Origin of the sequence: Asaia sp. VD9 (assembly GCF_037150015.1) — a bacterium.
Classification (GTDB): domain Bacteria; phylum Pseudomonadota; class Alphaproteobacteria; order Acetobacterales; family Acetobacteraceae; genus Asaia.
In genome coordinates this window covers 69,591-95,569 of the sequence record NZ_JBBCQM010000007.1, presented here as the reverse complement: position 1 = coordinate 95,569, position 25,979 = coordinate 69,591, and the positions used below count along the sequence as shown (strand labels likewise).

General features: G+C 60.4%; 21 protein-coding genes. 12 read left to right on the top strand and 9 right to left on the bottom strand.

Annotation, left to right across the window (positions count from 1 at the left end):
• The first annotated feature begins 8 nt into the window (after positions 1-8).
• From WFJ47_RS10325 to WFJ47_RS10315, 3 genes are all read left to right on the top strand, one after another.
• Positions 9-473 carry a RidA family protein gene (locus WFJ47_RS10325; protein ID WP_127099626.1) on the top strand — a complete coding sequence of 155 codons (465 nt, stop codon included), beginning with the start codon at positions 9-11 and terminating at the stop codon, positions 471-473.
• A gap of 177 nt (positions 474-650) precedes the next feature.
• Positions 651-1,805, top strand: a complete 1,155-nt coding sequence (locus WFJ47_RS10320; protein WP_336762911.1) for a GNAT family N-acetyltransferase — start codon at positions 651-653, stop codon at positions 1,803-1,805.
• A 170-nt stretch (positions 1,806-1,975) separates the two neighbouring features.
• Positions 1,976-2,167: a hypothetical protein gene (locus tag WFJ47_RS10315; RefSeq protein WP_336762810.1), complete on the top strand. Its 192-nt coding sequence runs from the start codon at positions 1,976-1,978 to the stop codon at positions 2,165-2,167.
• A gap of 56 nt (positions 2,168-2,223) precedes the next feature.
• Here the strand turns inward: WFJ47_RS10315 and WFJ47_RS10310 are convergent, their stop codons facing one another.
• Both WFJ47_RS10310 and WFJ47_RS10305 read right to left on the bottom strand, forming a co-directional pair.
• On the bottom strand, positions 2,224-4,290 hold the full coding sequence (locus tag WFJ47_RS10310; protein WP_408868648.1) for a M1 family metallopeptidase: 2,067 nt from the start codon (positions 4,288-4,290) through the stop codon (positions 2,224-2,226).
• Positions 4,291-4,555: 265 nt separating this feature from the next.
• Entirely contained in the window at positions 4,556-5,782 is a 1,227-nt protein-coding gene (locus tag WFJ47_RS10305; RefSeq protein WP_336762808.1) for a hypothetical protein, read from the bottom strand.
• Positions 5,783-6,684: 902 nt separating this feature from the next.
• Here WFJ47_RS10305 and WFJ47_RS10300 point away from each other — a divergent pair.
• Complete coding sequence (locus WFJ47_RS10300; protein ID WP_336762806.1) at positions 6,685-9,021, top strand: TonB-dependent receptor domain-containing protein; 2,337 nt, start codon at positions 6,685-6,687, stop codon at positions 9,019-9,021.
• A 9-nt stretch (positions 9,022-9,030) separates the two neighbouring features.
• Positions 9,031-10,407, top strand: a complete 1,377-nt coding sequence (locus WFJ47_RS10295) for a PepSY domain-containing protein (protein WP_336762804.1) — start codon at positions 9,031-9,033, stop codon at positions 10,405-10,407.
• On the opposite strand, the gene WFJ47_RS10290 is transcribed toward WFJ47_RS10295, so the two are convergent.
• From WFJ47_RS10290 to WFJ47_RS10280, 3 genes are all read right to left on the bottom strand, one after another.
• Positions 10,393-11,064: an SCO family protein gene (locus WFJ47_RS10290; protein WP_336762802.1), complete on the bottom strand. Its 672-nt coding sequence runs from the start codon at positions 11,062-11,064 to the stop codon at positions 10,393-10,395. The genes WFJ47_RS10295 and WFJ47_RS10290 overlap by 15 nt on opposite strands.
• Positions 11,065-11,204: 140 nt before the next feature.
• On the bottom strand, positions 11,205-12,494 hold the full coding sequence (ahcY, locus tag WFJ47_RS10285) for an adenosylhomocysteinase (RefSeq protein ID WP_127099612.1): 1,290 nt from the start codon (positions 12,492-12,494) through the stop codon (positions 11,205-11,207).
• 145 nt (positions 12,495-12,639) lie between these two features.
• Positions 12,640-13,011, bottom strand: a complete 372-nt coding sequence (locus WFJ47_RS10280; RefSeq protein ID WP_336762800.1) for a hypothetical protein — start codon at positions 13,009-13,011, stop codon at positions 12,640-12,642.
• Positions 13,012-13,271: 260 nt separating this feature from the next.
• Here WFJ47_RS10280 and WFJ47_RS10275 point away from each other — a divergent pair, with 260 nt between their 5' ends.
• From WFJ47_RS10275 to WFJ47_RS10265, 3 genes are all read left to right on the top strand, one after another.
• Complete coding sequence (locus WFJ47_RS10275) at positions 13,272-14,306, top strand: CorA family divalent cation transporter (RefSeq protein ID WP_370264772.1); 1,035 nt, start codon at positions 13,272-13,274, stop codon at positions 14,304-14,306.
• A 289-nt stretch (positions 14,307-14,595) separates the two neighbouring features.
• A complete protein-coding gene (locus WFJ47_RS10270) occupies positions 14,596-15,015 on the top strand; it encodes a DoxX family protein (RefSeq protein WP_336762798.1) in 420 nt (139 codons plus the stop codon).
• A gap of 45 nt (positions 15,016-15,060) precedes the next feature.
• The gene (locus WFJ47_RS10265) at positions 15,061-15,879 is read left to right on the top strand and encodes an alpha/beta hydrolase (protein ID WP_336762796.1); all 819 of its coding nucleotides are present in this window, start codon (positions 15,061-15,063) and stop codon (positions 15,877-15,879) included.
• 33 nt (positions 15,880-15,912) lie between these two features.
• Here the strand turns inward: WFJ47_RS10265 and WFJ47_RS10260 are convergent, their stop codons facing one another.
• A complete protein-coding gene (locus tag WFJ47_RS10260; RefSeq protein WP_336762794.1) occupies positions 15,913-16,833 on the bottom strand; it encodes a LysR family transcriptional regulator in 921 nt (306 codons plus the stop codon).
• Positions 16,834-17,150: 317 nt separating this feature from the next.
• On the opposite strand from WFJ47_RS10260, the gene WFJ47_RS10255 reads away from it, so the two are divergent.
• Entirely contained in the window at positions 17,151-17,369 is a 219-nt protein-coding gene (locus WFJ47_RS10255; protein WP_127099600.1) for a hypothetical protein, read from the top strand.
• 25 nt (positions 17,370-17,394) lie between these two features.
• Here WFJ47_RS10255 and WFJ47_RS10250 read toward each other — a convergent pair whose 3' ends face one another.
• Together WFJ47_RS10250 and WFJ47_RS10245 are read right to left on the bottom strand one after the other, a co-directional pair.
• The gene (locus WFJ47_RS10250; RefSeq protein WP_336762792.1) at positions 17,395-18,327 is read right to left on the bottom strand and encodes a rhodanese-related sulfurtransferase; all 933 of its coding nucleotides are present in this window, start codon (positions 18,325-18,327) and stop codon (positions 17,395-17,397) included.
• Between the two features lie 185 nt (positions 18,328-18,512).
• Positions 18,513-20,885 (bottom strand): TonB-dependent receptor domain-containing protein, encoded by a 2,373-nt coding sequence (locus tag WFJ47_RS10245; RefSeq protein WP_336762790.1) that lies wholly within the window; start codon positions 20,883-20,885, stop codon positions 18,513-18,515.
• Positions 20,886-20,989: 104 nt separating this feature from the next.
• Here WFJ47_RS10245 and WFJ47_RS10240 point away from each other — a divergent pair, with 104 nt between their 5' ends.
• The 3 genes from WFJ47_RS10240 to WFJ47_RS10230 all read left to right on the top strand — a co-directional run bounded on the left by WFJ47_RS10240 (position 20,990) and on the right by WFJ47_RS10230 (position 23,879).
• Positions 20,990-21,850, top strand: a complete 861-nt coding sequence (locus tag WFJ47_RS10240) for a tetratricopeptide repeat protein (protein ID WP_336762788.1) — start codon at positions 20,990-20,992, stop codon at positions 21,848-21,850.
• A 98-nt stretch (positions 21,851-21,948) separates the two neighbouring features.
• Positions 21,949-22,818: an aldose 1-epimerase family protein gene (locus tag WFJ47_RS10235; protein WP_336762787.1), complete on the top strand. Its 870-nt coding sequence runs from the start codon at positions 21,949-21,951 to the stop codon at positions 22,816-22,818.
• A 125-nt stretch (positions 22,819-22,943) separates the two neighbouring features.
• On the top strand, positions 22,944-23,879 hold the full coding sequence (locus WFJ47_RS10230) for a S1/P1 nuclease (protein WP_336762786.1): 936 nt from the start codon (positions 22,944-22,946) through the stop codon (positions 23,877-23,879).
• Between the two features lie 47 nt (positions 23,880-23,926).
• On the opposite strand, the gene WFJ47_RS10225 is transcribed toward WFJ47_RS10230, so the two are convergent.
• A complete protein-coding gene (locus WFJ47_RS10225; protein WP_336762785.1) occupies positions 23,927-25,816 on the bottom strand; it encodes a prolyl oligopeptidase family serine peptidase in 1,890 nt (629 codons plus the stop codon).
• Positions 25,817-25,979 lie beyond the last annotated feature (163 nt).

Genomic DNA, 25,979 nt, shown 5'->3' with positions numbered 1-25,979 from the left:
AACCTGCCATGTCAGAAACACCGACAGACCGTCTGGCCGCCCTTGGCCTTTTCCTGCCAAAGGCCGCTGCGCCCGTGGCGACCTATGTGGCGGTCGCCCGTACGGGCTCGCTTCTAGTCGTTTCCGGGCAGTTGCCGCTCTCGGGCGGGACGCTCAAGGCCACGGGCAAGCTGGGTGAGGATGTCACGCCGGAACTGGGGCGTGAATGCGCCGAGCTGTGTTTCCTGAACGTAGTGGCGCAGCTTCAGGCCGAGCTGGGGGATCTGGGTCGGGTCAAGCGCATCGTCCGGCTGGGCGGCTTCATTGCCTGCGTGCCCGATTTCACGCAGCACGCCACCGTGATGAATGGGGCTTCCGATCTGGCTGTTGCAATCTTCGGCGATGCCGGTCGTCATGCCCGCTCGACCATCGGTGTGCCTTCCCTCCCTCTCGATGCGCCGGTCGAGGTCGAAGCTCTGGTCGAGATCGCCTGACAGGGCGCCTCTTGCACCCGGTGAGCGTATGGTCGAGCCGGGTGTCATCGATTGTTCTGCCCCGCAGCATTTCCAGTGTCCCGCTGGACGCCATCTGGCGACCGACTGGGTGCTATTTTATCCGTCCGCGTGGGTCAGGCGGTTGATCCGGGTGCAGGGACGAACCACATGCTGCGCATGACGGATTGGTCCCTGACGCTCCATGCCTCCATCACCGAAATTGGCGCTTCTGCCTGGAATCGCTGCGCAGGTGATGACGATCCGTTCCTCAGCCATGATTTCTTTCTCGCACTCGAGGAGAGTGGCTCGGTCGGGGCCCGGACAGGCTGGTTGCCACGCTATGCCGCGCTTCATGACGGTCAGGCGCTGGTGGCCGTGGCGCCCCTTTTCCTCAAGGGCCACTCCTATGGCGAATACGTGTTCGACCAGAGCTGGGCGCGCGCCTATGAGCAGGCTGGCGGACAATATTACCCGAAGCTCCAGATTGCCGTGCCTTTCTCGCCGGTCAGCGGATCGCGGCTGCTGATCGATCCGGATCGGGGTGATGCCGATAGGCTTAGAGGCGTTTTCGGAGATGCGCTGCGCCAGGCCTGCAATGAACTTGGCCTGTCTTCCGTCCATATGAGTTTCTGTACCCGCGAGGAGCAGGAAGTGCTCGCCGGACATGGCTGGATGCCGCGTATCGGGCTGCAATATCACTGGCATAATCAGGGCTACGCGGATTTCGAGCAGTTTCTCGACACGCTGGCGTCACGCAAGCGCAAGGCCATACGTCGGGAAAGGCGTGACGCGCAGGCGTGCGGTCTGGAATTCAGGGTGCTGCGCGGTGCCGAAATCAGCACGTATGATTGGGACCGCTTCTATGGTTTCTATCAGGCGACGATCGACCGGAAATGGGGGCAGGCCTATCTGACACGCGCCTTTTTCACCGGGCTTTCGACGAGGCTGGGCGATCGCGTAGTGCTGATGCAGGCGCTCCATGAGGGCGCACCTGTCGCGGCGGCTCTCAATCTGATGGGGCGCGAAACGCTCTATGGCCGCAACTGGGGCTGCGAGGGGGACTGGCCCTTCCTGCATTTCGAGCTTTGCTATTACCAGGCTATAGAATTTGCCATCGCCCAAGGGCTGTCGCGTGTGGAGGCTGGGGCGCAGGGCGAGCACAAGATTCAGCGCGGTTATCTGCCGAGCCTGACCTATTCGGCGCATTTCATCCGTGATCCTGCCCTTGCAAGAGCAGTGGAGCCCTATCTCGTCCATGAGCGCACGGCCATTCTTGAAGAGAAGGACGCGCTGGCAGAACTCTCGCCCTATCGCCATGAAAATAGTTGTTGAGAACGACTCTCACTATCATATAGGCTGACCCTGTCGTCATCGTGCGGGGCTTATCCCGTAGGCTGACGCGTCTCTCCGGGGGGCCAGTCGGATCCCGGATCGCTGTTTTCAGGTGCCCGGTCCTGCCCCTCCTTGGTGGCAGAGGGCGCCATCGTGAGGGGTCAGACCACATGATCAGATATCTGTCGACCGGCGCTGCCGATCTCGCTCGCCTTCTTGCCCAAAGCCATGCGACCCAGCCGTCGCCCATCTGGGCCGAGGCACAAAGCTTTTTCGGGTTTGACACGGCCGAGCGTACCGAGGTCCCGGCCCTCGCATCGACCAGCCTGTGGGGCGAGACGAGCGAGGGGATGGCGCGCTAGGCGTTTCTACTCTGGACAGGTCGGCGCCCGCTCACGAGGCATGAAGCCTTTGCCCGTCAGGGACGGGCGGGTTCTGCCGGTGTCAGCGTCAATGCGCTGCGATCAGGAACAGGCAGGCCCTGATCTGGGTCGAGCGCGACAGATTTGACTGCCCCATGATCGGGGAAGCTCAGGCTCAAACGGTCATGAAGCGCCCAGGCTTCGGTCGGGATGATGCGCTCGGCCATTGTGCCGTCCTGCCATGTCACGCGCAGTACGACTGGCAGAAGCAGCTTGCCCTCATTGCGTACGCCGATGGCGATGGTATTGCCGGCGTCAGTCGCAGACTGGCCGGGTGTGGTTTGACTCGTCTTCATATGGCCCGTTTCCGGCTTTGCGGTGATGCGGGTCATGCCGTCCAGACGGTACTGGGGCCACCAGTTCTCGAAATACCAGCCGCGCCAGAACCATGTCAGATCCTCTCCCGCCTCGCTGGACATGAAGCGGAAGAAATCCGACGGGGTGGGATGCTTGAAGGCCCAGGCGCGGATATAGGCGCGAAAGGCAGCGTCGAAGCGATCAGGCCCGAGAATTTTCTCACGCAGAAGCATGAGCCCGTAAGCGCCTTTGAAATAGGTCACTTTGTGACGATATTTTTCGGGCACGAGTTCGGAGGGCATCATCAGGCTCGGTGCATCGGAGGCGGTAAGCACTGGCACGATATCCTTTGCCGGGTCTCCGGTCTCGGGGGCGAATTCGGCGTCCTTCTTGGGGGCATATTCCCCGTGGTTGAAATGCTGCGAGGCATACGCATCGATGAAGGTATTGAACCCCTCATCCATGAAGGCGTGACGACGCTCATTGCTCCCCACGATCATGGGGAACCAGCCATGGCCGAGTTCATGGGTGGTGATCCAGAACAGCATATCGTTCTTGTCCTGCCATCCGTCGAAGACGATGCCAGGGTATTCCATGCCCGCCCCATGGCCGCCGAGATTGACGGCGTTCGGCCAAGGATAAGGGTACCATTGCGACGAGAAATACTCGATGGCGTGCTTCACATACTCGGTGGAGCGGTCCCAGGCCTGCGGGCCCGCACCCTCACGCGGGTAGACCGACATGGCCAGACGTGGCTGGGCCTTCTGGCCCTTGGCAGCGGGCAGGGCGGGCAGATCGAGCCTGGCGGCATCCCAGACGAAAACCGGCGAGGCCGCGAAGGCGACATCGCGCGTGTTTTCCATATGAAAGCGCCACGTCTTTTCACCCGATCGCGCCAGATGGCTGGCTGGGTCCAGCACGTCTTCCGGCGTTCGGATGAGAACACGCTTGTCGCTTCTGGCGGCCTCTGCAAGGCGCGCGCGCTCTGTCGCACTCAGCACATCCTGAGGGTTGACGAGAGCGCCTGAGCCTACGACCGTGAAATTCCAGGGGACGGTCACGGCGTAATCGATCGTGCCGTATTCCAGGTAGAATTCCTGGCCCAGATACGGCAGCGTGTCCCAGCCGCGCAGATCGTCATAGACGCTCATACGCGGATACCATTGGGCAATCTCGTAGATCTTGCCATCCTTTACGGGTGTTACAGCTGTGCGCCCCCCCCAAAGGCCGGGAATCTGATGATGCCAGGTCACACGCAGTTTCAGACCATGGCCCGATCCGGCGAGGGGAGAAGGCAGACTGACCTGCATGCGTGTATCGTCGATGCGGAATGGGACAGGATGCTCCCCGCCGCCCTCTTCAAGCGCCACGCGCTCGATCACGAAGCCCTCTGAACTCGCCGGGTGCCAGTCGGGATAGGCGATCCAGGAGCGGGAATCCTTGCGGTACATGTTCTGGTCGAGCTGGAGCCAGAGCACATCCAGCGCATCGGGGCTGTTATTCGTATAGGTGATGGTTTCGGTGCCGCTCAGTACCGCCTTGTCCGGGTCGATACGGGACTCGATGCGGTAATCAGCGCGATTCTGCCAGTAGGCGGGGCCGGGGCGACCCGAACCACTGCGCCAGATATTGGCGGCGTCAGGCAGAACCAGCGTATCGAAAACGGGTCTCATGGAGAGTGGCATGGACTGGCTGGGAGCGGGGCGCGCCGCCAGGGCGGGCTGCAGACATAATGCCAGGCCAAGAAACGGAAAAAACGAACGCATAGGCAGGAAGCCCTATTGATCAGGAGGAAGAAACACTCCTGTCAATCGTTTCATTTTCGATCTCAACGCACAAGGTGCTTTTACTCAAGTGTCCCGCAGTTGGGAGACGGCTCGAGCGTGCTGACCGATGCCGTTCCTGGCCAGTGAGCGAAACCGGCGTCTGGGGAACGGGAGAGAAGAGCGTGGTGAGAGCGCCGAGGGGGGATTACATTGGCAGGGAATACGGTTTGAGACGATCCCGGCGCGACTTGCGCCGGGAGATTTTTCAGACAGCCTGCCAGTGCTTGGTTTGATGCTTGTAGGGGGTTTCGAATTCCTCGATCAGACGACCGAATACATGATGATCATGGACGCTGGTCGGCGCCATCGGAGCGATGCCGGAGACATCACGATGGATAAGGCGGTTCAGGGCACGATTGAATACGCCTGGCCCGGTCTTGTAAGCAATGAACAGCCCCGGATGCAGGAAGCAGTTCCTATATATGTTGAGAAGACATTCATTGAGGAGCGGGCTCTGGGCGACCGATCCGAAGAAGTCATTATGCACAACGTTGTTATGAGTCAGGAACAGGACATTCTGCTCCTTGCGGTCGAGGATGAACTGGATGGCCTGTTCGTCGCGGAGACGGATATCGGCATCGAGCCACCAGCCCCCAAGCGCCTGAATGACATGAACGCGCAGGATATCGGCTGCCTCTGCCGGATGGCGGGCCGAGAGGAAGAGCGAGCGCGCCTCGACGCCATAGACGTCATAGAGCCATTGTTCTGCTTCCGGCTTGTCGAAGATGCGGACATCGAGCCCGGAGATCTGACGATGGAAATCGAAATTAGCGCGGATCTCCTCCGGGGGGGTCTGGTCCCAATAGAGGAAAAGCTGGTTGGGGATTACGCGACGATCGCTGCAGCCCTTGATGAAGGGGAAGTTGCTCTGGAGGGCAAAGCCGAGATAGAGCGTGTCAATCTCTTCCCCCGTGTGGAATTCTTCAAAGGCATTCGCCGTCAGGCGCATGGCTCCCAGTGGGTCTCCGCCGCGCCATGCCAGATGAACGCTCTCGATGAAATTGGCGTGAGGCGCGCAAAGGGCGCGCAGCTCGGCCACTTCATGAGAGGGCAGTTCCTTGCCTGCCTTCATCAGGCAGAGGAGGCGTGCCTGCAGCAGCGACTGTGCAAGAGGGTACTCGCTCGGGCTTTTGGAATGCAGCTCGAATGCGATGCGGTAAAAGCGTGAAGCCTCCTGCACGCGAAAGCTCGTATGCAGAATATTGGCTAGGGTGAAGGCCTGCATGACTGTTGTGCAGCCATTCTCGCGGTAAAAAGCGATGGCCTGCCCGTCATCTGCAAAATCCTTCTCGCTCAGCATATCTAGTCCTGCGAGGTAATTCATGGGCGTCTGAGCGGAATTTTCTTCCTGAGCGGGCTCATCGGATCTGAGCTCATCCCAGGCGTCGATATCGGCCATGATTGGGTCTGAACCCGGATTTTTGCTGTCCATTGCCCTTAAGTTCCCGCTTCTGTGACAACCGCTTTGAGACCCTATCTCACATCTGTATCCATATGTCCATTCGGTGATTACGGTAGTAACAAGATATGATGTATCTACATTTCGGTTTACATAATAAATGTGTGCAACAATTTCATAGAAATATTTAGAAATAGACAATCCCCCTATCATGCATGGTTCGATGCAGTTGCGATTTTTGGGTTGTTCGCCATTCCGGGAACTTTGAGTATTATTCATGTCTCGGTGAGAGACGCGCGTCTGTAGAGAGGGGGGGCGATCCGGAGCGTTTTATTCTTTACGACATTCATAGGCGCAATTGTTTGCACGCCTGTTATCTCTCGGTTTTGTCTGTGAACACTCGGCAAGAGACGGCGCACACCCATGGGCAAAACGCGCCAGATCGCTTATGGAAATGGCCCATGGGAATGACTGGGCGATCTCATGGAGCAAGGGCGGCCTTCTGGCTGATGGCTCTGCTTGCCCTGATGATCCGTCTCGGCGGTTCCACCCCCTTGTCCGGCGCGTCGTCGGACGACCCGCTCGATGTGCTCACAGCGCTCTCCGTGCTCTGTGAGCCACCCTCGAACTCCTTACCCGATGATCGGCACCACAGGTCGGCTCTGAGTGATGGCGCGATGCTTCTGGCAGTCGCATCGGACATGCATGACCCTTGTGTGATCCCTTCCTTATTCGGGAGGGGAAGGGCGACATTCGTTACTCTCGCACATTTCTGGTGCTTTCCGCCCGTGCGGGGACCGCCTGCGCCTGCACGAAACAGCCATTCCCCTCGAGGGCCTCCCCTCATCGCCTGACCCGTCTCGCTCCATGAGTACTCGTACCACCTGACCGTGGCTGCGAGCTCATGGCCCTGTTCCCCGTCAGGTTGATCTCTCATGACATCCTTTCTTCGTGTCGCGCGGCTCTGTGGTCGCGCGCTCCCTGCCCTGGTCAGCCTGGGCAGCCTGCAAGCTGTTGCCGCCGAACCCACGGTGCAGAGTATTCCCCACCCCCCGTCTTCGCCCCACGCGGCATCCTCGCGGCCAAAGCGCAAGGCGCCTCCCGTCGAAGCCATTCTGGTCAAGGGCCAGGCGCGGGGGCCTGTCACCCTCTCACCCGTGGGGCAGACGACTTACAGTGCCGAGCGCCAGGATTTTGCCAATCAGGTTGCTCAGAGCGTGGCCGACATGCTGGTCGCTGTGCCGGGTGCAAGTTTCCTGCAGGGGAATGGCCCGCGTGATACTGTTGTTTCCATTCGTGGGTCGGGAGCGCGCCAGTCCTACGGGCTGCGCAATCTGCAGGTTTCAGAAGACGGCTTTCCCGTCACCCAGCCCGATGGCACGGCGCGTGCCGATCTGATCGACCCTCATGCCTATGAGGGGGTGGATGTTTTCCAAGGTCCGGCATCGACCCTCTACGGCAATTACGCCATCAATGGTGCGATCAATTTCCGCACGCGCAGCGGCGCTTCCATCCATGGGCTCGAACTCGGCTCCGATTTCGGCAGTTTCGGCATGTTCAATAACTATATGACGCTAGGTGCAGGCAATCGCACCTATGATTTCATGCTCTTTGCCAGCGACGTGCGTAGCGATGGCTTCATTGCCAATAGCCAATATGCGACCTCGACCGAAAATATGCGCCTGCGGGTGTCTCTTTCGCCCAAGGACCGTCTCGTTCTGAAATTCATCAATAACGTGACCGATGCCTTTCTTCCGCTGAGGCTGTCGCTCAACCAGTATCGCCTTAACCCCTATCAGCGGGGATGCACCACGGCTGCCGGGGGCGCCGCCGGATGCGGTACGGTGTCGCTTTATCGAAACGGCGCTTATGGCGCGCAGACCGCCGTGACACCCCAGCAGGCCAATCTGGGCCGCTTCGACCGGCGCAGTATTGTCGGGCTGCGCTGGGAGCATGATTTCACGCCGCGCATGGTCTGGCGTACCCAGTTCACCTATGACCAGCGCCATGTCGAGCAGCCGACCTCGACCACGGCCTTCGTGGGGCCATTCAACTCCTATAACGTCCAGACCGACCTGACGCGTCATGACGTAGTCGGAGCAACGCCCCTTACCAGCTTCGTCCGGGCCAATTTCGACTACATGGATTACGGCTATCAGGTTTATGCCCTGTTGCCGCAGGCAGGGGCCACACGGGGCAGCGAGACATCGACCTCCTATGGCCATCAGTGGAATATCGGTCTGCGCTTCGAGGAAGACTGGCAGTTTGCGCCGCGATGGCACGCGGTGATCGGGCTGGGCGGCACGCAATCCGATATCGGGGCGGTTCAGACGGTCTACAGCCGGAGCGCCGTCGCCACGCGAGCGCAGGATATCACGGCCAATCGGCGCTTCTTCAATCTCGCCCCTGAGGCCTCTATCGTCTTCACGCCTGACAAGGCCTGGACCTGGCATGCGCGGCTGGGCACGGCCTATGCCACGCCGGGCTATTCCAGCTTCTTCGTCACGCCGCAGGGCAATTACGGCAACAACACCCAACTCAAGAGCCAGAGCAGTCTTGGTGTGGATCTTGGAACAGAATGGCACCCTTCGGCGTCAGTCAATGTGCAGGCCACCGGATTTTACGAATTCTACAGAAACGAGCTGGTCAGCCAGTCGGCTGGGGTCAATACCCAGGCGGGCAGCTACACGTTCAACGCGCCCGCCTCGCAGCATCGTGGCGTGGAACTCGCCGCCACATGGCAGGCCCTCCCGCGAACCGTGCCCGGGGCGAAGCTGCGTCTGTCCTACACCTATGACAACCAGATCTACACGAAGTACACCGAGATCCTGTCGAACAGCACGATGTCTCGCAGCTTCTCGCGCAAGGGCAATCTGATCCCCGGGGTCATGCCGCATTTTCTGAATGCGCGCGTGCTCTATGACCAACCCTCAGGACTATTCGAGGGACTGGGCGGATTTGCGGAGGTAACATGGCGCAGCACCTTCTCCATCGACAATGCCAATCTGCTCAAGATCCCCGGATACGGTCTGCTCAATCTGGAGATACATTACGACCCGCCCGCAAGGCTGGGTTGGGTGCATCGTCTGCACGGCTATGTCGAGGTGCAGAATGTCGCCGACAGCGTCTATGCCGCAGGGGCGACAACTATCAGCGACACCCTTCTGGCCAATGGTCAGCAGGCAGGCGCCTCAGTATTGGCCGCAAAGACGGGTTCGATCTACGCAGGCAGCCCACGCGCCTTTTTCGGCGGCGTGCGGGTGAAGTTCTGAGGGATGGCCATGACACAGAATTCCCGCTCCCCTCGTTCTGCCTTCTCCCGTCCGGTCTGGCCCGATCGGGCCATGCTCTGGCGCTGGCATTTCTTTGCCGGGCTCTTCTGCCTGCCTTTTGTCATCATGCTTTGCGTGACTGGCTCACTCTATCTGTTCAAGCCCCAGATCGAGACATGGCTTGACCGCGACATCGATCGCGCTGTTGCTGAGGGGACGCTACGCAGTGCGAGCGCCCGGCGCGATGCAGCGCTTGCCGCTGTACCCGGGGGGCATTTTCTTGCGCTGGAAATGCCCTCCCGGAAGAGCCAGGCCACGCGTGTTCTGGTGGCGCATGGGCCAGATGTGGCGCGTGTCTATATCGACCCCGTCTCGCTCAGGGTTCTGGCCCAACGCGACGAGCAGACACGGTTCGAACGGCTGGTGTTCCGGCTGCACGGGCAATTGCTGATCGGCAACTGGGGCTCTGTGATCATGGAAATGGTGGCCTCGTGGACCCTAGTGCTGATCGTGACCGGGGTCCTTCTCTGGTGGCCGCGACGTGCTTGTATTGGCGGCACAGTTCTTCCAAGGCTCAGCGCACAAGGTCGCGTGTTCTGGCGCGATCTTCATGCTGTTGGAGGATTATGGATCTCGTTCGTACTCGTGCTGTTTCTGGTGTCGGGTCTGCCTTGGTCCTTCGTCTGGGGCTCGGCTTTTTCGGCCGTCGAGAGCCGCATAGGCAGGCTGGTATCCGTACAGGACTGGGAAATCGGGGCTGTTCCCATCGCCGCAACGCTTTCGGGCCATGCCACCATGCCCGGCATGTCAGACTCCGAGATGGCTGGCATGGCCATGGACTCCAAGCCTCAAGCGACAATGCCTCAACCAGCGATCCCCGCCGAGGGGCTGGACGCCGTCTACGAAGCAGCGCGCCAGCTTGCTTTCCCCGCGCCTACGCTTATCACGCCGCCCGCCACGGCCGGTGCACCATGGCGCATACGCTCCGATGCCCAGAACCGTCCGAAGCGGATCGAGGCCAGCGTGACAGCGCAGGGACAGGTCACCCACATCACCCGTTTTGCCGATAAGGGTCTGTCCGACCGGTTGATCGGCTATGGTGTCGCCCTTCATGAAGGGCATCTGTTCGGGGTTCTGAACCTCCTTATGAACCTGATTGTCGCGCTCTTATTGACCCTCACCTCGATAGCGGCGCTCATCCTGTGGTTCAGGCGCCGTCGGCCCGGACATCTCGATGCCCCCCGCGCCTCGCCACGCCGTATTGGCTGGGGCGCGCTGGCCGTCATGGGGCTCATGGGCGTGCTTTTGCCGGAGCTCGGGGTGTCGCTTCTGCTCCTCGCGCTGGCGAACCGGTTTCTCAGCGGGCGGTTTTCAGCGCTTCGCTAGATAGGGCGTGAGCGCGCGCGCCACGGCGGCGGGGCTGGAATCGGCCGGAAGAATGGCCTGAAGGTGGTTCTGGCCGTCCATCAGGTAGAGCACTGAGGAATGGTCGATCCGGTAATCGCCCTTCCCCTCATCGCTCATATCATGGCCCGCCATTGGGTCGATGGTGACGTGGGACGTCACGTGAAATGCCTTGGCTACGGCGTCGATCTGTGCGGCCGTACCGGTCAGGCCGATGATTTCGGGGGAGAAGCGTCGCGTATAGAGACCGATATCCTCAGGGCGATCCCGCTCCGGGTCGAGCGTGACGAAAAGCGGGACGGGGCGCTGCCTCTCGGAGGGAAGCAGAGTATAGGCCTGCGCTACCGTTGCGAGCGTCAGCGGGCAGACATCCAGACAATGGGTGTAGCCGAAATAGATGAGCGTCTGTCGCCCTGCGAAACGCGCCTGGGTGGTCGGGTGGTTTGCGCTGTCGATCAGGGTGTAGGGGCCGCCAATCGGTGTCTTGTGTCGATGGGCAAGAAGCGTCTGCAACCCGATAGCGCCTGCAAACAGACCAGCAATGACAAGCGTTGGCACAGCCCAGAGGCGGAACGCAGCGCGTCGGGATGTCGATTGTCTCGATCGCGCGGGTCTGGCGGCGGAGCGATCTCGGGCCATGCGCGTCTCCCTTGTGGAAGAGGCGGGGCTCTGCCCCGCTCCCCGGAAAGGGGCGAGCCCCTCTCATCCCTGCAAGAGGGTTTCCAGAGGGCAATGGCCCTCTGGCGGTTCGCAGGACAGTGCCCTGCGCCCCTCGAGACTTAGTAGCGGTATTCTTCGTGCTTGAACGGACCGGCAACCGGCACACCGATATAATCGGCCTGCTTTGTGCTCATCTTGCTTAGCTCGGCGCCGACCTTGGCGAGATGCAGCGCAGCAACTTTCTCGTCCAGCTTCTTCGGCAGAGTGTAAACCTTGGTCTCATACTGGCCCGGCTTAGCCGTCCAGAGTTCGATCTGTGCCAGGGTCTGGTTGGTGAAGGACGCCGACATCACGAACGAGGGGTGACCCGTCGCGTTGCCGAGGTTCACGAGGCGGCCTTCAGACAGCAGGATGATGCGCTTGCCGTCGGGGAACTCGATCTCGTCCACCTGCGGCTTGACGTTGTCCCACTTGTAGTTACGCAGGGCCTCGACCTGGATTTCGCTGTCGAAATGCCCGATATTGCACACGATGGCGCGGTGCTTCATCTCGCGCATATGCTCGACGGTGATGATGTCGACATTGCCCGTGCAGGTCACGAAGATATCGCCGCGCGAAGCGGCGGCTTCCATCGTCACGACCTCATAACCTTCCATCGCGGCCTGGAGGGCGCAGATCGGATCGACTTCGGTCACGAGCACGCGGCAGCCTGCATTGCGCAGCGAGGCGGCCGAGCCCTTGCCCACGTCGCCATAGCCGGCAACCACGGCAACCTTGCCGGCCATCATGACGTCGGTGCCACGGCGGATGGCGTCCACCAGGCTCTCGCGGCAGCCATAAAGATTGTCGAATTTCGACTTGGTGACGCTGTCATTCACGTTGATGGCCGGAACCTTCAGCGTGCCCTTCTTCGCCATTTCCCACAGACGATGCACGCCCGTGGTCGTCTCTTCGGACAGGCCGCGCACGTCGTTCAGCATCTCGGGATACTTGTCGTGCATGAGCACGGTCAGGTCGCCGCCGTCATCGAGGATCATGTTCGGCGTCCAGCCATCGGGACCCTTGATGGTCTGCTCGATGCACCACCAGAATTCTTCCTCGCTCAGGCCCTTCCAGGCGAAAACCGGCACGCCGGTCGCGGCGATGGCGGCAGCGGCCTGGTCCTGGGTCGAGAAGATGTTGCAGGACGACCAGCGCACGGTCGCGCCCAGAGCCGTCAGCGTCTCGATCAGCACGGCGGTCTGGATGGTCATGTGCAGACAGCCCGCAATGCGCGCGCCCTTGAGCGGCTGGCTGGCGCCGTATTCCTCGCGGAGCGCCATCAGGCCGGGCATTTCGCCCTCGGCAATGGAGATTTCCTTGCGGCCCCATTCGGCCAGGGCGATGTCGCGCACCTTGTAATCGGTCATTCTGAAACCCTTGTTTCTCTGGTGAGGGGCATTTGTATAGAGCGAGTTCCGGCTTTGGGCCAGCGCGCATGAAAAAGGCGCCCGACCCGGGTTGGGGTGGACGCCTTTTCATACCCTCAGGATCTGGGCCTTGAGGAGAGACCGGTTACTGCTGGGCCGATTTGTCGGACATCTTCATGCCCTTCATGCTGTGCTTGTGCTTGGCTGCTTTCTCATGTTGCGGCGAGGAGATGGGCATCTTGTCCGAAGTTTCTCCCGTCGGCGCCACCGTTCCACCGGGCGTGCTCGGCGTCTTGGGATCGGGCTGTTCACTCGCCTGATTCTTGAACGTCTTGTTCTGCTCGGTCGGGTTGTGAATCTGGGTCGACTGGTTCTTGAGAGTTTCAGCCTTTTGAGCCGTAGGGGCCTGTTCGCTGTCTGTCGCCGTTGTAGCCTGCGCGAAAGCAGGGTCCGATACGAGAGTGGGTGCGACAAGCAGGGCGGATGCGGTCAGGACGGCTTTGAATGCGTGTTTCATGACAGGCTCCTGTCGGAAAACGGGGTAATGATGTCAGGCTTGGTTTTTCGTTTTGCGGGACATCTTGATGAACTGGTAACAAACCGGCGGCGTTCCGGTTTCCTTGCCGCTACATTAAGCTTGGAAAGCGGTTGCCTGGGCTCGCCGCCCATGCGAGACAGCGAGCAGCGTTCGCTCAGAACAGAGATTTCCTCAGGATGGAGGATGGCATGTCCAATACACGCTCACAGATGCCGTTCTCCGTCGTTGCCGGTCAGGATATGAAGCCATCCGGTGCCCTGCCCCACGGCATTGCCAATGGGTTGGTCTGGGCCATCCGGGCGCGGCCGGGTGAGGACCCCTCGCCGCTCGAACCGCATGAGATCGAGAGCCTGCTCAATGATCGCACGCCGCCCTCGAACTATCCCAAACCCTCGGAAAGCTGGGCCTGGCTGCATTTCGACACCGTGCATAGCTCGGCGAGGCAGCACGTCGCCACCCTGCCCTGCCTGCCTGAAGACGTCAGCGCCATGTTGGCCGAAACGGAATATGGCGTCATGCTGGAGGCCCTGCCGGGTCTGGTCTGGGGGGCGCTTCCTGCTTTTGACGATGCCGTGTCGGAAGAGGATCGCGATATCTGCGCCTGGCGGTTCGCCATGCGGCCCGATCTGCTCATCACGACGCGCCGCAACCCCATCCCTGTCCTGGGTGCCGCGTTTCGTACGCTGCGCGCTGAGTCCATCCCCCGTAGCCCCGCCGGAGTGATCGATCGCGCCCTGCGCGAATTCACCGGCAGTGTGCGCCGCCAGATCGGCAAGCTCGATGACGAGCTCGACCGTGCGGAAGACGCACTCCTGCTGATCGAGCGACGTACCGATCTAGGGCATCTCGGCGGTATCGTGGGTAAGGGCCGACGCCGTGCGACCGAGTTACGTCGCGTGGTTACCCCCATCGACCGTGTCTTGCGCGACGAGGATCTGGAACTGCCAGAATGGGCTGAGGACGAATTGCGCGACCGAACCGAACGCCAGGTTCATGCCGCACTCGATGACATGATCGCCCTACTGGATCGTGCTCGCTCTCTCCAGGACGAGCTCGGCTCCTCCCAGGCCGAAGAAACCAACCGACGCCTCTATATCCTGACGGCTGCCACCATTCTCATGTTCCCGGCTACTCTGGTGACCGGGTTTTTCGGCATGAACACGGGCGGGATGTATCTGGCGAGTGGCGCCTATGGCACGCTCGAAGCCGGTGCAGTGTGCTTTATCGCCATGATCCTGACCTGGGTGTTCCTGAAACTCGCCCGTTTGCTCTGAGAGGAATGCGGGGCGCTGCCCCGCCCCCCGGAAAGGAGCAAGCCCCTTTCATCCCGCTTCTATAAAATAGGTTTCCAAAGGACGACCGTCCTTTGGTGGGGAATGGGGCAAAGCCCCATAAAGGAAGGCTTGTCTTAGAAACGCTCGCACGCGAGACTTCGCGCTCCATTGCCTATAAAAAGGAAAGAATACCTTTCTCTCATTTCTGTTTTTATGAACGATAAAGAACCGTAATGGTCTTTCAGCGGCGAGCCACTTCGGTGCCGCACCACGCTGAAGGAACCTCACCATGAATGCTTTTTTCCTGCGCGATGCGGCCTTGTTCGGCGCACGCTTTGGCCTCTCACTTCTGTTTCTCGTCATGGGCTGGGGCAAGGTTTCCGATTTTGCCGGAGCCGTCGCTTATATGGTCCAGTCAGGCACCCCTTTCCCGACACTGTCGGCTCTGGCTGCCACGATCATCGAACTTGGTGCGGGGCTGGCCCTGGTGCTTGGTGTCATGACGGCGCCAGTGGCGCTTCTGCTGGCTGGATATACGGTCGTGACAGGGCTGATCGGGCATCATTTCTGGACCTATGCACCGGGCGCGGTGCGATACGACATGACGATCCATTTCTACAAAAATCTGTCGATTGCCGGTGGATTGCTGGCTTTGGCCGCCGCCGGTGCGGGGCGCTACGCCGTTCCGGTCAGGCGCATCCTCCGCTGATTTTGCTTAATTTCTCCCTGCCATCAAAGAACAGGAGTTATTCAGATGTCCGTCTTCACCACGTCAGATCACGTCGAGATATATTACAAGGATTGGGGCAAGGGACGCCCTGTACTCTTGAGCCATGGCTGGCCGCTCAGTGCCGATATGTGGGACGAGCAGATGATCGCTCTGGCCGAGGCCGGATACCGGGTGATCGCTTTCGATCGTCGGGGGTTCGGTCGGTCGTCCCAGCCCTGGGGAGGGTACATATATGACCGGTTTGCCGATGATATCGCCGAACTGATCGCCCATCTCGATCTGAGCGATATCACGCTGGTCGGATTTTCGATGGGGGGTGGCGATATCAGCCGCTATGTGGCGCGCCATGGAACGACGCGGGTGCGAAGCCTCGCCTTGCTCGGGGCGGTCACGCCGGTTTTCATGCAGAGGGCGGATCATCCTTTCGGACCGGACAAGGCGTTCTTCGACGGGCTACGGGCGGCGCTTCTGGCAGACCGGGCGCAGGTGCTGGTGGATTTCGCCCCGGTGTTTTTCGGCAGGAACCACGGTCAGGCCGTATCTGATGGCGCGCTGGCGCAGTTTCTGCAGCTTGGGCTGATGGGGAGCGTGCGAGCCGAGATCGAAAGTGCGACAGCATTTGCGGAAACCGATTTCCGGCCTGACATGGCTGCCATCACCGTGCCCGCCCTGGTCATTCATGGGGATGACGATCAGGTTGTGCCGTTTGAGGGAACCGGCAGACTTGCGGCAGAGATGCTGCCCGATGCACAGCTCAGGATCTATCCCGGGGCGCCGCACGGTTTCACGGTGACCCATCAGGCGCAGCTGACAGCCGATCTGCTGGATTTTCTCAGGCTGTGATCGGTCCCTTGTCGCGACCTGTGCCGTCGCGGGTCAGTTTTCCATGGCCCAGGGGGCCTTGGCGAGTTCGGCGGCCAGATAATCGATCAGGACCTGTACCCGTTTCGGGCGCAGCGGGCTGGGGGGCATGACAAGATGCAGGCTGAGCGGTGTGATGCTCCACTCCGGCAGGACGGTGGCCAGCTTGCCTGCCTGCACCTCACGCCAGATCATGAATTCCGGCTGTATGGCCAGGCCTTGCCCGGCAATAAGCGCAGGATTATGGACCTCGGCATTGTCGCTCCACATTCTGATAGCGGGCTGCACAGTGCTTTCGCCAAGGAAGGGATGCGAGAAACGCCACGTGTCCCGCAGATTCCCGCCCGTATAGATGAGTGCCTGATGGCGGACGAGTTCGGCCGGATGAGACGGCGTTCCATGCCGTTCAAGATAAGACGGGGCTGCTACCAGGAACAGCCGCATGGTGCAGAGCCGACGTGACAGCATGGAGGAATCGTCCAGACTGGCAATACGCAAGGCCAGATCGAACCCCTCGGCTACGAGATCGATTTTTCGGTCGCTGAGCGCCAGATCGACAACGATCTCGGGATAGGTTTCGAAAAAGTGCGACAGAATTGGTCCCAGATACCCCACACCGAAAGAGAGAGGCGCGCTGACCCGTACGCGCCCGCGTGGCGTGGAGGCCTGCTCCACCGCCTCCTCCTCGACGGCCTCACCCTCATCCAGAATACGTATGGCCCGCTCGAGCGCGCCATGTCCGGCATCGGTCAGGGCAATCCGCCGCGATGTACGCGCGATGAGCGTCAGCCCCAGTCGCGCCTCAAGCCGGGTGATCGCTTTTGAAATCGTGGGATCAGATAGTCCGAGTTCACGCGCAGCACGCGAGAACGACCCCAACTGCGCCACACGCGCGAAAATGGCCCAGGCTTCCAGATCGGGGAGGCGTCTTTTCATGATGATCCGATAAAGGGGGCTAGAGCGCAGGCTAGGTCAAGCCTTGTCTCTGCTGATCGGATTCTCTTCCTGCTGTGACGCGATATTGCGGGGCGCTGCCCCGCCCCCCGGAAAGGGGAAAGCCCCTTTCATCCCGGTTTTTGCTAAGCATTTGCGAAGGCATGCCATCCCTTGGCGGGACGCGAGACAGGATACGACGAAGCGGTTTCTGGCAAAGTGACGCCCCGTCTTTCTATCGGTCAGACGTTGCTACGACTGAGCTCGCTCAGGCGCTGCAAAGTGGCCAACAGAACCCGCGGAGCGCCCCGAAAGCCGTCATGGCCTTCTTTGCGCAGGATGCTCTCCATGGCTGCCATGAGGCGATAGACGGCGCTATCACCCTCGAAGATCGCTGCTTCGATGGCCTCGAGATCGAGGATGTGGGTGCTTTACCCCTCCTCTCGCGCCCCATTCAAACGATCGAGGGTAGTGGTGAACCATGGATCCGATGCCCAGTGATCGTCTGCCGTCTCGCCGGTCATTGCGGTGTCTCCTAAGCAAGTATGAAGCGCGACCTTATGCTCAGTCGTTCCCACCAACATGATGTGTGCCACGAGCACGAGCCAAGTCTTCCTGTTGTTGACGGGCGGCGTAGCGCGCGCGTTGGGTGTCGGTACGTTCAGTCGCACAGGCGGGGCACTGGACGCCCTCGACATAGAGGGCTGAATTCTTGTCTTCGCCCGAAACCGGGCGGCGGCAGGCATGGCATAGATCATAGGCTCCGGGTTCGAGCCCATGGCGCACGGTCACGCGCTGATCGAACACGAAGCATTCGCCCTCCCACAGGCTTTCAGCCTCTGGAACCTCTTCCAGATATTTCAGGATGCCGCCCTTGAGGTGATAAACATCCTGCACGCCTTCCGAGAGCGCGAAAGCCGTGGATTTTTCGCAGCGTATGCCGCCAGTGCAGAACATGGCGATTTTGGGCGTGCGTCCTTCGGCCTCCAGTTCAGCGCGGCGGGCGCGGAACCAGTCGGGAAATTCGCGAAAGCTCTGGATATCGGGGTCGATGGCGCCTTTGAAGGTACCGACCGCGACTTCATAATCATTGCGCGTGTCGATCAGGATCGTATCCGGGTCGGCAATCAGGGCGTTCCAGTCCATGGCCGAGACATAGCGCCCGACACCGGCAAGAGGGTCGATATCCGGCTGGCCCATGGTCACGATCTCCCGCTTGAGGCGAACCTTCATACGGTTGAAGGGCATGGTCTCCGCGCGCGAGAGTTTCCATTCGAGCGCATCGCAGCCGGGCAGGGCGCGGATATGGGCGATGATGGCGGTAATGGCCTCGTCACTGCCCGCTATCGTGCCATTGATCCCCTCGCGCGCCAGAAGCAGCGTACCCTTGATCCCCAGTCCCTGACAGGCATCGAGCAGAGGCGTGCGAATGGCCGCAGGGTTAGCAAAGGGGGTGAAGCGATAAAGGGCGGCAATGCAGATGGGTGGCTGCGACATGATGACTATCCCCAGAAATCCAGAAACCGGTTTTGGGGGTTCCATAGCGCAGGAGACGGGAAAACACCTATCAAGAAACACCGAGCGGCTTGTTCGGGGTCGACCTTTGACGGCTCAGATCTCATCGGGTGCGGTGACAGCAGAAGCCGGGCAGAAAACCGCCCGGCTTCTGCTGAAGCGCCCATTCAGTAATTCAGGCTGATCTGCCCGAGGAAGGTACGCCCTGAGGATGGGGTGGCGCGATTGGAAAACAGGCTCTGGTAGTTCAGGCGATTGGCCAGATTGTAGCCATTGAGCGCGATCTTCCAGTGTTGACCAAGACGATGCGAAATGACTGCGTCGAAATCCAGATTATCCGGGACCTTGAGCGTGTTGGTGGTGTTCAGCCACACATGCTGGCGCCAGGTCATGCCACCGCCGAAAGAGACGTTGTAGGGCGTGTTGGAAAACGCATCATAGACTGACCACAGCGTTGCCTGATTATGGGGCACATACTGCACCTGCTTGCCCACGGATGCTGCGGTATCGGAGGCCAGCGTGTCGCTGTCATACAGGGCATAGGTCGCCGAGATATTCCAGTGGCGTGTGATCATGCCGCCCACAGAGAGTTCAAGCCCCTGATTACGCTGCTTGTCGCTCGACCCCTGCACCTGACCCGTGACCGGATCGGCATTGATGGCATTGTTCTTTTCCAGCCGGAACAGCGAGGCTGTGAAGCCCATGCGGTCATGGAAGGCGCTGTATTTCGCGCCGATCTCGTACAGATTGGCCTTTTCGGGGCTGGCAAAGCTGTTCGTCCCAGGACGGATGGGCACGGAGCCATTCGTCACATACATGCCGCTTGGCGTGGTCGACGTCGCCCAGGTGAAATAGTAGGTCTGATGGGTATCCGGCGTCGCAACAAGGCTGACATTCGGATTAAAGACGCTGCTGACCTGATGGTAATGGATATCAGGATTGGCGGCGACATTACCGCCCGTGAGGTTGTAGCTGGTCTGCCAGCGATCCCAGCGGAATCCACCCTTGATTGACAGCCAGTTCGTAAACCAGATCTGATCATAGAAGAACAGACCTGTATCGAAGCCGTAACCGTTCGAGTGCGACTTGGCCCCCAGCGCGCCGAGGCTGACCAGTCCTGCCGGGTTCAGGTCGCCGGGCACCAGAAGCAGATTGCCGACATTGGGATTGGGGTTGACCAGCGAGGCATAGGGCTTGGGTTTGAGATAGGTCGATTGCGAGCGGACGTCGTTGACGCGTTCGAGATCGAAGCCTGTCACGACCTGATGCCTGAGAAAGCCCGTATGGAAATCGGCGACCATTGAGCCGACATTCTGCACCGACCAGCTCGTTTGCTGATAGGGCAGGGGTGCCATGATCGTGCCGGTGCCCTTGCCGTTTCCGGCGCCATTCGGTCCCGAGCGCGCGACAAGCGCCGAGCCGGCATGACCGAGGAAGTAGTTGTTCACGCAGGTGGCGTCACAGGTGGCCTTGGAGGCCGCGAATGTCCGGTAGAACTGGCCGCCGCGCAGATCGTCATAGAATTTGATGTGATCGTTGAGTTTATACGAGAAGCGTGCCGTTTCCATATTGTCGTTTGTGGCGTTCTGGTCGCTGGTCGTGCCGTAGAAATTCGTCCGGCGAATGCCGTATTCGGTAATCGGGCCGCCGGTTTTCGCGCCGGGCGGCGTGACAACAGGCACGCCGAAATCGGGGACCGAATTTTCCTGCTGATGCATGTACTGCAGCACCAGCGTGGCCTTGCTGCCAAGACCGAAGGCGATGGAGGGTGCAATGCCCCAGCGATGCGAATAAAGGAAATCGCGCCCGACGATGTTGTTCTCGTTGCCCATGCCGGTGATGCGCAGGGCCGTGTGATCGTCGAGCTTCTTGTTCACGTCGAGCACACCCCGATAATAGGAGCCCGACCCGCCATTGAACTCGGCGGCATAATGATCGCGCAGGGTCGGCGTCTTGGTCACCATGTTGATGGCGCCCCCCGTCGTGCCATTGCCGAACACTTCGGATGACGGCCCCTTGATGACGGAGATCGTCTCGAGATTGAACGCATCGCGGCTGTAGACGCCGAAATCGCGCAAACCGTCCTGGTAGATATCGTTCTGCGCCTGAAAGCCGCGGATCAGGAACTGATCGCCATTCATGCCGCCCGCGCCTTCGCCAATCGAGGAGGTCACGCCCGGCACATTGCGCAGGGCTTCATCCACCGATTTCACGTTCTGCTGCTTCATCAGCATCTGGGGCACGATATTGATCTGCTGCGGCGTATGCAGCGCATCCTGCGGCATGCGCGACAGGCCGATCGGGTCTTTCAGCGTGTTGAACCCGTTACCGAGCACTGTGATATGCTCATCCGGATGGGCTTCTGAGCCGTTCTTACCGATCGTATTCTTGCCCTCTGGACGTTTTTCCACTTTGCGCTGAGGTTTCCTGTCCTTGCGATCTAGGGGCGCGTCTGTTGCCGCATGGGTTTGAGTCGCTCCGAGAATGATCCCGGTAAGCATCGGTAGCAGGGACAGGGATTTGCGCGAGGGGGGACGCATGAGGCGCGGCGCTCCATTCAGTTGCGAGGATTTCGCAACTCCATAATGAAAGCGCGACTGAGTCTCAATTGATTTGTTGCGAAATATGTGTAGTTTTTTGCGAAATGTCTAACTTTCCCTTTCCAGTTACCTGGGCAAAAAGCGTCATCCGACGCCTGCGGCGCCGTCTTCGGCGTCGATCCGGGAGCGTCGCTATTGCCAGTCTGGAGCCTGCCGCGCGGTATGGTCGATTGCCGGAAGCCATCGAAGCCATCCGGCTCAAGGCACTCGCAGGCCATGTGCTGGAACAGGTGCTCTGGGGGCAGATCCTGCGCGATAGTGTCTATGTGCCTTCCCGCCCCGATCTGGCGTTTCGCTGGTTCGAAGGGGCAGCAAATGCCGGGTACGGTCCGGGGCTGAACATGCTGGGACGGTGTTATCAATTCGGCTGGGGGTGTTCCCGTGATCTGCTGCGCGCTGCAACCTGTTACGAACAGGCCGCGCTGCGGGGAGATGCCTGGGGTTGCTATAATCTCGCTATCCTCACCATGCGCGGCATTGGGGTGGAAAAGGACCTTGCGCGCGCCCTGACCCTATTCAAGGCCGGAGCCGAGGCTGGCCATGCCAAATCGATGAATCTTTATGCCCGGTTTCTCGAAGAGGGGTGGGAGATTGCACGGGACAGGGAAGCATCGGCGCTGTGGTATCAGCGCTCCGCTGAGGCAGGTGATTATCGCGGGCAACACAATTACGCGACGCTTCTATGTGACCAGGGCAAGCGGGAACAGGCATTGGAATGGTGGCGCAAGGCCGTCGGGGAGGCGACATCGGATATTCTTCTGGCCATGCGTACACGCCTGTCTTTTCTTGATCCGCCGGCCGACGCTGCGCTCGTATCGGCTGTTGAGGAACGTCTGGCCGGACTTGAATGCGGCCAGGGCGCGATGCCCGTCATGCAACCCGACCCTCACGAAACAGTCTCTTGATCTGAACGGATTTTTGGGGAAGGTCGGTGGGCCCTCCGGTTTGCGCCTTTTCCGAAGGCGACGTGTCGGTAGGCTAGACGAGAGGAGCATGATGGGTGATGTCTGACAGCCATGTCTTCAGCAACGGGCGGTATACGGCGCGTGTTGCGGCTCATGGGGCCGAACTCTGCTCCTTATGCGACGAGACCGGGCGTGACCTGATCTGGAACGGCGGCGCGTGGCCACGGCATTCACCGGTGCTGTTTCCGATCGTGGGCAGGCTGCGTGACAATCATGCATTGATCGATGGACTGGATTACACGCTGACCCAGCATGGTTTTGCCCGCGACCGGGTTTTTCGTTGGGTCGAACGGAGCGAAAGCGGCTGCATCCTCGTTCTGGAAGATGACCCGACCAGTCGCGCGCTGTTTCCCTTCGCCTTCCGTCTGGCGCTGCATTACCGCCTTGATGAGGACGGACTGCATCTGCATTACACGTTGGGCAATCCTGATAGTCTGAGCGTGCTGCATGCGTCTCTGGGCGCGCATCCGGCCTTTATCTGGCCGCTTGTTCCCGGCAGGCCGAAAGCGGGCCATGTCGTGGAATTCGAGGCGCCGGAACCCGGAAATCTGGCACTTCTGGAAGAAGGGCTGATTGTCGATGGCGACAGGCCCAGCCCGGTCGAGGGGCGTATTCTCGCGTTGGAAGACAGCCTGTTCGAGCAGGACGCACTTATTTTCATGCATCCAGCGAGCCGGTCCCTGCGCTTTCATGCACAAGGGGGCGAGGCGCTGGTTTTCTCGTGGCATGGTTTCGAGCAACTCGGGATCTGGATGAAGCCCGGCTCGGATTTCATCTGCTTCGAACCCTGGATGGGGTATGCCAGCCCGGCCTCGTTCGATGGCCCCTTTGAGGAGAAACCCGGCCTTCTGCATCTTGCCCCCGGCGAATGCTGGGAAGCAGGATGGTCGGTACGGCTCGCCACCTGAGGGGTGTTCGCCATAACTGGTGTACCGCCTGACGGGGCGGGTCTGTCATCATAACATCCCTTGCATCCCTGCCTGCGGAATGAAACGGTGGCGGTACTGCATACCGTTCCCGTCCCAGAGGCCTCATGACCCGTTCATCGCTCGTCGCTCTTTCAGTTCTGTTTTCTGCCGCCGCCCTGACCCTGCCTGTGAAACCGGCCAAGGCCTGGGGGCCATATGGTCATGCCATCGTGGCTGATATTGCCCAGAGCCGTCTGACACCGGAGGCGGCTAGTGCGGTGACACAGCTTCTGGCGCTCGAGCATCATCAGACCCTGGATCAGGTGGCATCCTGGCCCGATACGATCGGTCATGTGCCTGCCGATAAAGGCGGGCTGCCTCAGACTCTTCCTTGGCATTACGTCGATACCGATGCCGCCTTGCCGACTTACGAGAAGGCGCGCGATTGCGGCAACGATATCTGCGTGACCGAGAAGCTGCCGGAAATGGAAAAGATTCTGGCTGATCCGAAAGCCACGCCTGAGGCCCGTCTGGCCGCGCTCAAATGGGTGGTGCATCTCGTAGGTGACCTGCATCAGCCGCTTCACGCGGCTGAGCGCGACCATGACAAGGGCGGGAACATGGTCAAGGTTTCGTATTTCGGTCAGGACCGGAACGGGCATGAAAACCTGCATTCCCTGTGGGATGAGGGCATCATGGATCACGAACGTCATCTCGTTGTCGGTCCTCACTACACCATAGACTTCGTCAAGGCCCATGAGGAGGCTGATCGCCTGAACGCCCAGATCACCCCCGGACAGGCTGCCTACTGGTCGGCGGCTCTTTCGGGCGACACGATGCATGATCACGTCGTGGCCTGGACCGATGAGAGCCATGGTCTGGCGCGCTCGATTGCTTATGGCGCCCTGCCTGCAGGGAAGGAACGCAAGGATCTGGGTGAGGCCTATACGGAAATCGCCTTCCCGGTTATCGAGACGCGTCTGCAACAGGCTGGAGTGCGTCTGGCAGACGTGCTCAATGTAGCCCTTTCCTTGCCTGTCACGGCGCCTGCAATGCCCTGATGCGTTATCCGGCGCGCCTCTGAGGGGGCGCGCATCGGAATCCGTGCCTAGTTCTGGCCGAAGACCTGCTGATAGAAGGCCAGTTCCCGCGTGAAGCTGTCGCGCAGCGTCTGTTCCTGCCGGAACCCATGACTTTCTCCTTCATAGACATGTAGCGCCGATGCGCGGCCAAGGCCATGCAGAGCCTGATTCATGGCCTGAGCCTGATCGAGTGGCACCACCTTGTCGAGGTCGCCATGCAGGAACAGGAGCGGTGCCGTGATCTGGGCCACATGGGTCAGGGGGGAGCGTGCCAGATAAAGTGCTTCCTGCTCTGGATAGGGGCCGATCAGGCGGTCGAGATAGCGGGATTCGAATTTATGCGTCTCCTCGGCCAGTGCGCGCAGATCCGTCACGCCGTAAAGCGAGCATCCGGCGGCGAAGACATCGGAGGTGGCCAGGGCCATCAGCACCGTCAGCCCGCCAGCGCTGCTGCCACGTATGACGCAGCGCCCCGGATCTGCCAGACCATGCGCCACGGCATGATGCACCCCGGCAACGCAGTCCTCTACATCCGTAATGCCCCATGCGCCGTTCAGGGCCTCGCGATAGCGTCGGCCAAACCCGGTAGAGCCCCTGTAGTTCACGTCGAGCACCGCAAAGCCACGGCTCGTCCACCACTGGACCTTGAACGAGAATGCCGAGCTGGCACGACCGGTCGGGCCACCATGGGCCATGACCACCAGAGGAGGCTTTTCTCTCGAGGCAAGGGCATGATGGCGATTGACCGGCGCATAATAGAGCGCGTGGGCGATCGCCCCTCCCGTACTGGGATAGGCAAACGGTTCGGGGTGGGCGCAATCTTCAGGTGTGATTCCTTCGGGGAAATCGAAAGCCTGTCGGATGATCCGCGAATTCTTGCCGATGACGACGGCAGGCGGGGCATCGGGTGCTGCCGTGATCCAGGCGAGCTCGTCACCAAAAGGCACGGGTGCCTGGGCCGTCTCGATCTGCGGACAGATCTGCCAGTGCCTGCCTGCCAGCAAGGCGGTATGGCTGAGCCCGTCACGCACGATCTGCGCAAGAATACGGCCGTCGGGCAGGACACGCAGACTGCTCTGCCCGAAGACCCAATGGGGAAATCCGGTTTCGCCTTCAGGATCGGCGAGGAACTCAGGCCCGGCCTCTCCTGTCACCGTGAAACGACAAGGGTGCCAGGCACCCGGCGTATCGAGGCTGACCAGAAGCGTGTCCGCGCTCTCCCACACGGGATCGACGCTGCTGCATCGTGACGCTTCCCCTGCGAGGATGCGCGATGCTCCGGGCCGGGGACGAGAGTCCTCCCATGTCAGAGGGGCAACAGTGAGCTGCGTCGCATCCCAGGGCATGTCGGGGTGGTTCCAACTGATCCAGGCGAGATGCCCGTTGCCAGGAGCGGGACGCGGTGCCGCATAGAAATCGTCGCCTTCGACCAGCACGCATTCGCGCTCGCAATCGAGCCAGACGATGGCTGCCTTGGGCTCACCGCCGCTACGATAATCTTCCCGGACACAGAATACGCCAGTTCCGGTCGCGTCGAAGCTGAAATCCGCATAGGCGCAGTCGGTGGAACTGGCGAGGCTGACGAATGTGCCATCATTTTCGCGCAGATGGACCGCGCCGGATTTGCGATCGCTGAATACCACGCGCTGGCAGGATGATACGCCGTAGGCTCCGCCACCATATTCATGCACGCGGGTGCCGATACCGACCGTCGACGGCAGCAAATCCTCCGGCGTTTCGCCGCGTTTCATGCTGACCAGCGCGGTGCGCCCGCCTTCCTGCGGGCGTGTCTCGAGCCAGTACAGTCGATCTGCCTGAGCCTGTAGCTCGGAAAGGGAGATCGAACGACCGGCCACAAGCTCGGGTGAAACCCAGGAAGGCCAGGAACCGGAAGGGATCGATGATGGATTCGTCATAGAAATCAGGATAATCGGACTGAAACCATCTGACGAGTTTTCCTGGGCGGCGCTTTCAGGCATCAAGTCGGACCCTTTATCGCCAAGCTCGCCAAGGAAGAGAGCCCTGCTGCATTTTCTGGAACATCTGCTGAAGGAGTACGGCTACGGCATTGTCGGCGTG

Coding starts and splice junctions, on each gene's coding strand:
- WFJ47_RS10240 (WP_336762788.1), top strand. CDS start 20,990: ATGTCTAACTTTCCCTTTCCAGTTACCTGGGCAAAAAGCGTCATCCGA.
- WFJ47_RS10270 (WP_336762798.1), top strand. CDS start 14,596: ATGAATGCTTTTTTCCTGCGCGATGCGGCCTTGTTCGGCGCACGCTTT.
- WFJ47_RS10310 (WP_408868648.1), bottom strand. CDS start 4,290: ATGCGTTCGTTTTTTCCGTTTCTTGGCCTGGCATTATGTCTGCAGCCC.
- WFJ47_RS10280 (WP_336762800.1), bottom strand. CDS start 13,011: ATGAAACACGCATTCAAAGCCGTCCTGACCGCATCCGCCCTGCTTGTC.
- WFJ47_RS10260 (WP_336762794.1), bottom strand. CDS start 16,833: ATGAAAAGACGCCTCCCCGATCTGGAAGCCTGGGCCATTTTCGCGCGT.
- ahcY (WP_127099612.1), bottom strand. CDS start 12,494: ATGACCGATTACAAGGTGCGCGACATCGCCCTGGCCGAATGGGGCCGC.
- WFJ47_RS10325 (WP_127099626.1), top strand. CDS start 9: ATGTCAGAAACACCGACAGACCGTCTGGCCGCCCTTGGCCTTTTCCTG.
- WFJ47_RS10255 (WP_127099600.1), top strand. CDS start 17,151: ATGGCCTTCTTTGCGCAGGATGCTCTCCATGGCTGCCATGAGGCGATA.
- WFJ47_RS10300 (WP_336762806.1), top strand. CDS start 6,685: ATGACATCCTTTCTTCGTGTCGCGCGGCTCTGTGGTCGCGCGCTCCCT.
- WFJ47_RS10295 (WP_336762804.1), top strand. CDS start 9,031: ATGACACAGAATTCCCGCTCCCCTCGTTCTGCCTTCTCCCGTCCGGTC.
- WFJ47_RS10315 (WP_336762810.1), top strand. CDS start 1,976: ATGATCAGATATCTGTCGACCGGCGCTGCCGATCTCGCTCGCCTTCTT.
- WFJ47_RS10245 (WP_336762790.1), bottom strand. CDS start 20,885: ATGCGTCCCCCCTCGCGCAAATCCCTGTCCCTGCTACCGATGCTTACC.
- WFJ47_RS10320 (WP_336762911.1), top strand. CDS start 651: ATGACGGATTGGTCCCTGACGCTCCATGCCTCCATCACCGAAATTGGC.
- WFJ47_RS10230 (WP_336762786.1), top strand. CDS start 22,944: ATGACCCGTTCATCGCTCGTCGCTCTTTCAGTTCTGTTTTCTGCCGCC.
- WFJ47_RS10250 (WP_336762792.1), bottom strand. CDS start 18,327: ATGTCGCAGCCACCCATCTGCATTGCCGCCCTTTATCGCTTCACCCCC.
- WFJ47_RS10235 (WP_336762787.1), top strand. CDS start 21,949: ATGTCTGACAGCCATGTCTTCAGCAACGGGCGGTATACGGCGCGTGTT.
- WFJ47_RS10225 (WP_336762785.1), bottom strand. CDS start 25,816: ATGACGAATCCATCATCGATCCCTTCCGGTTCCTGGCCTTCCTGGGTT.
- WFJ47_RS10290 (WP_336762802.1), bottom strand. CDS start 11,064: ATGGCCCGAGATCGCTCCGCCGCCAGACCCGCGCGATCGAGACAATCG.
- WFJ47_RS10305 (WP_336762808.1), bottom strand. CDS start 5,782: ATGGACAGCAAAAATCCGGGTTCAGACCCAATCATGGCCGATATCGAC.
- WFJ47_RS10265 (WP_336762796.1), top strand. CDS start 15,061: ATGTCCGTCTTCACCACGTCAGATCACGTCGAGATATATTACAAGGAT.
- WFJ47_RS10275 (WP_370264772.1), top strand. CDS start 13,272: ATGAAGCCATCCGGTGCCCTGCCCCACGGCATTGCCAATGGGTTGGTC.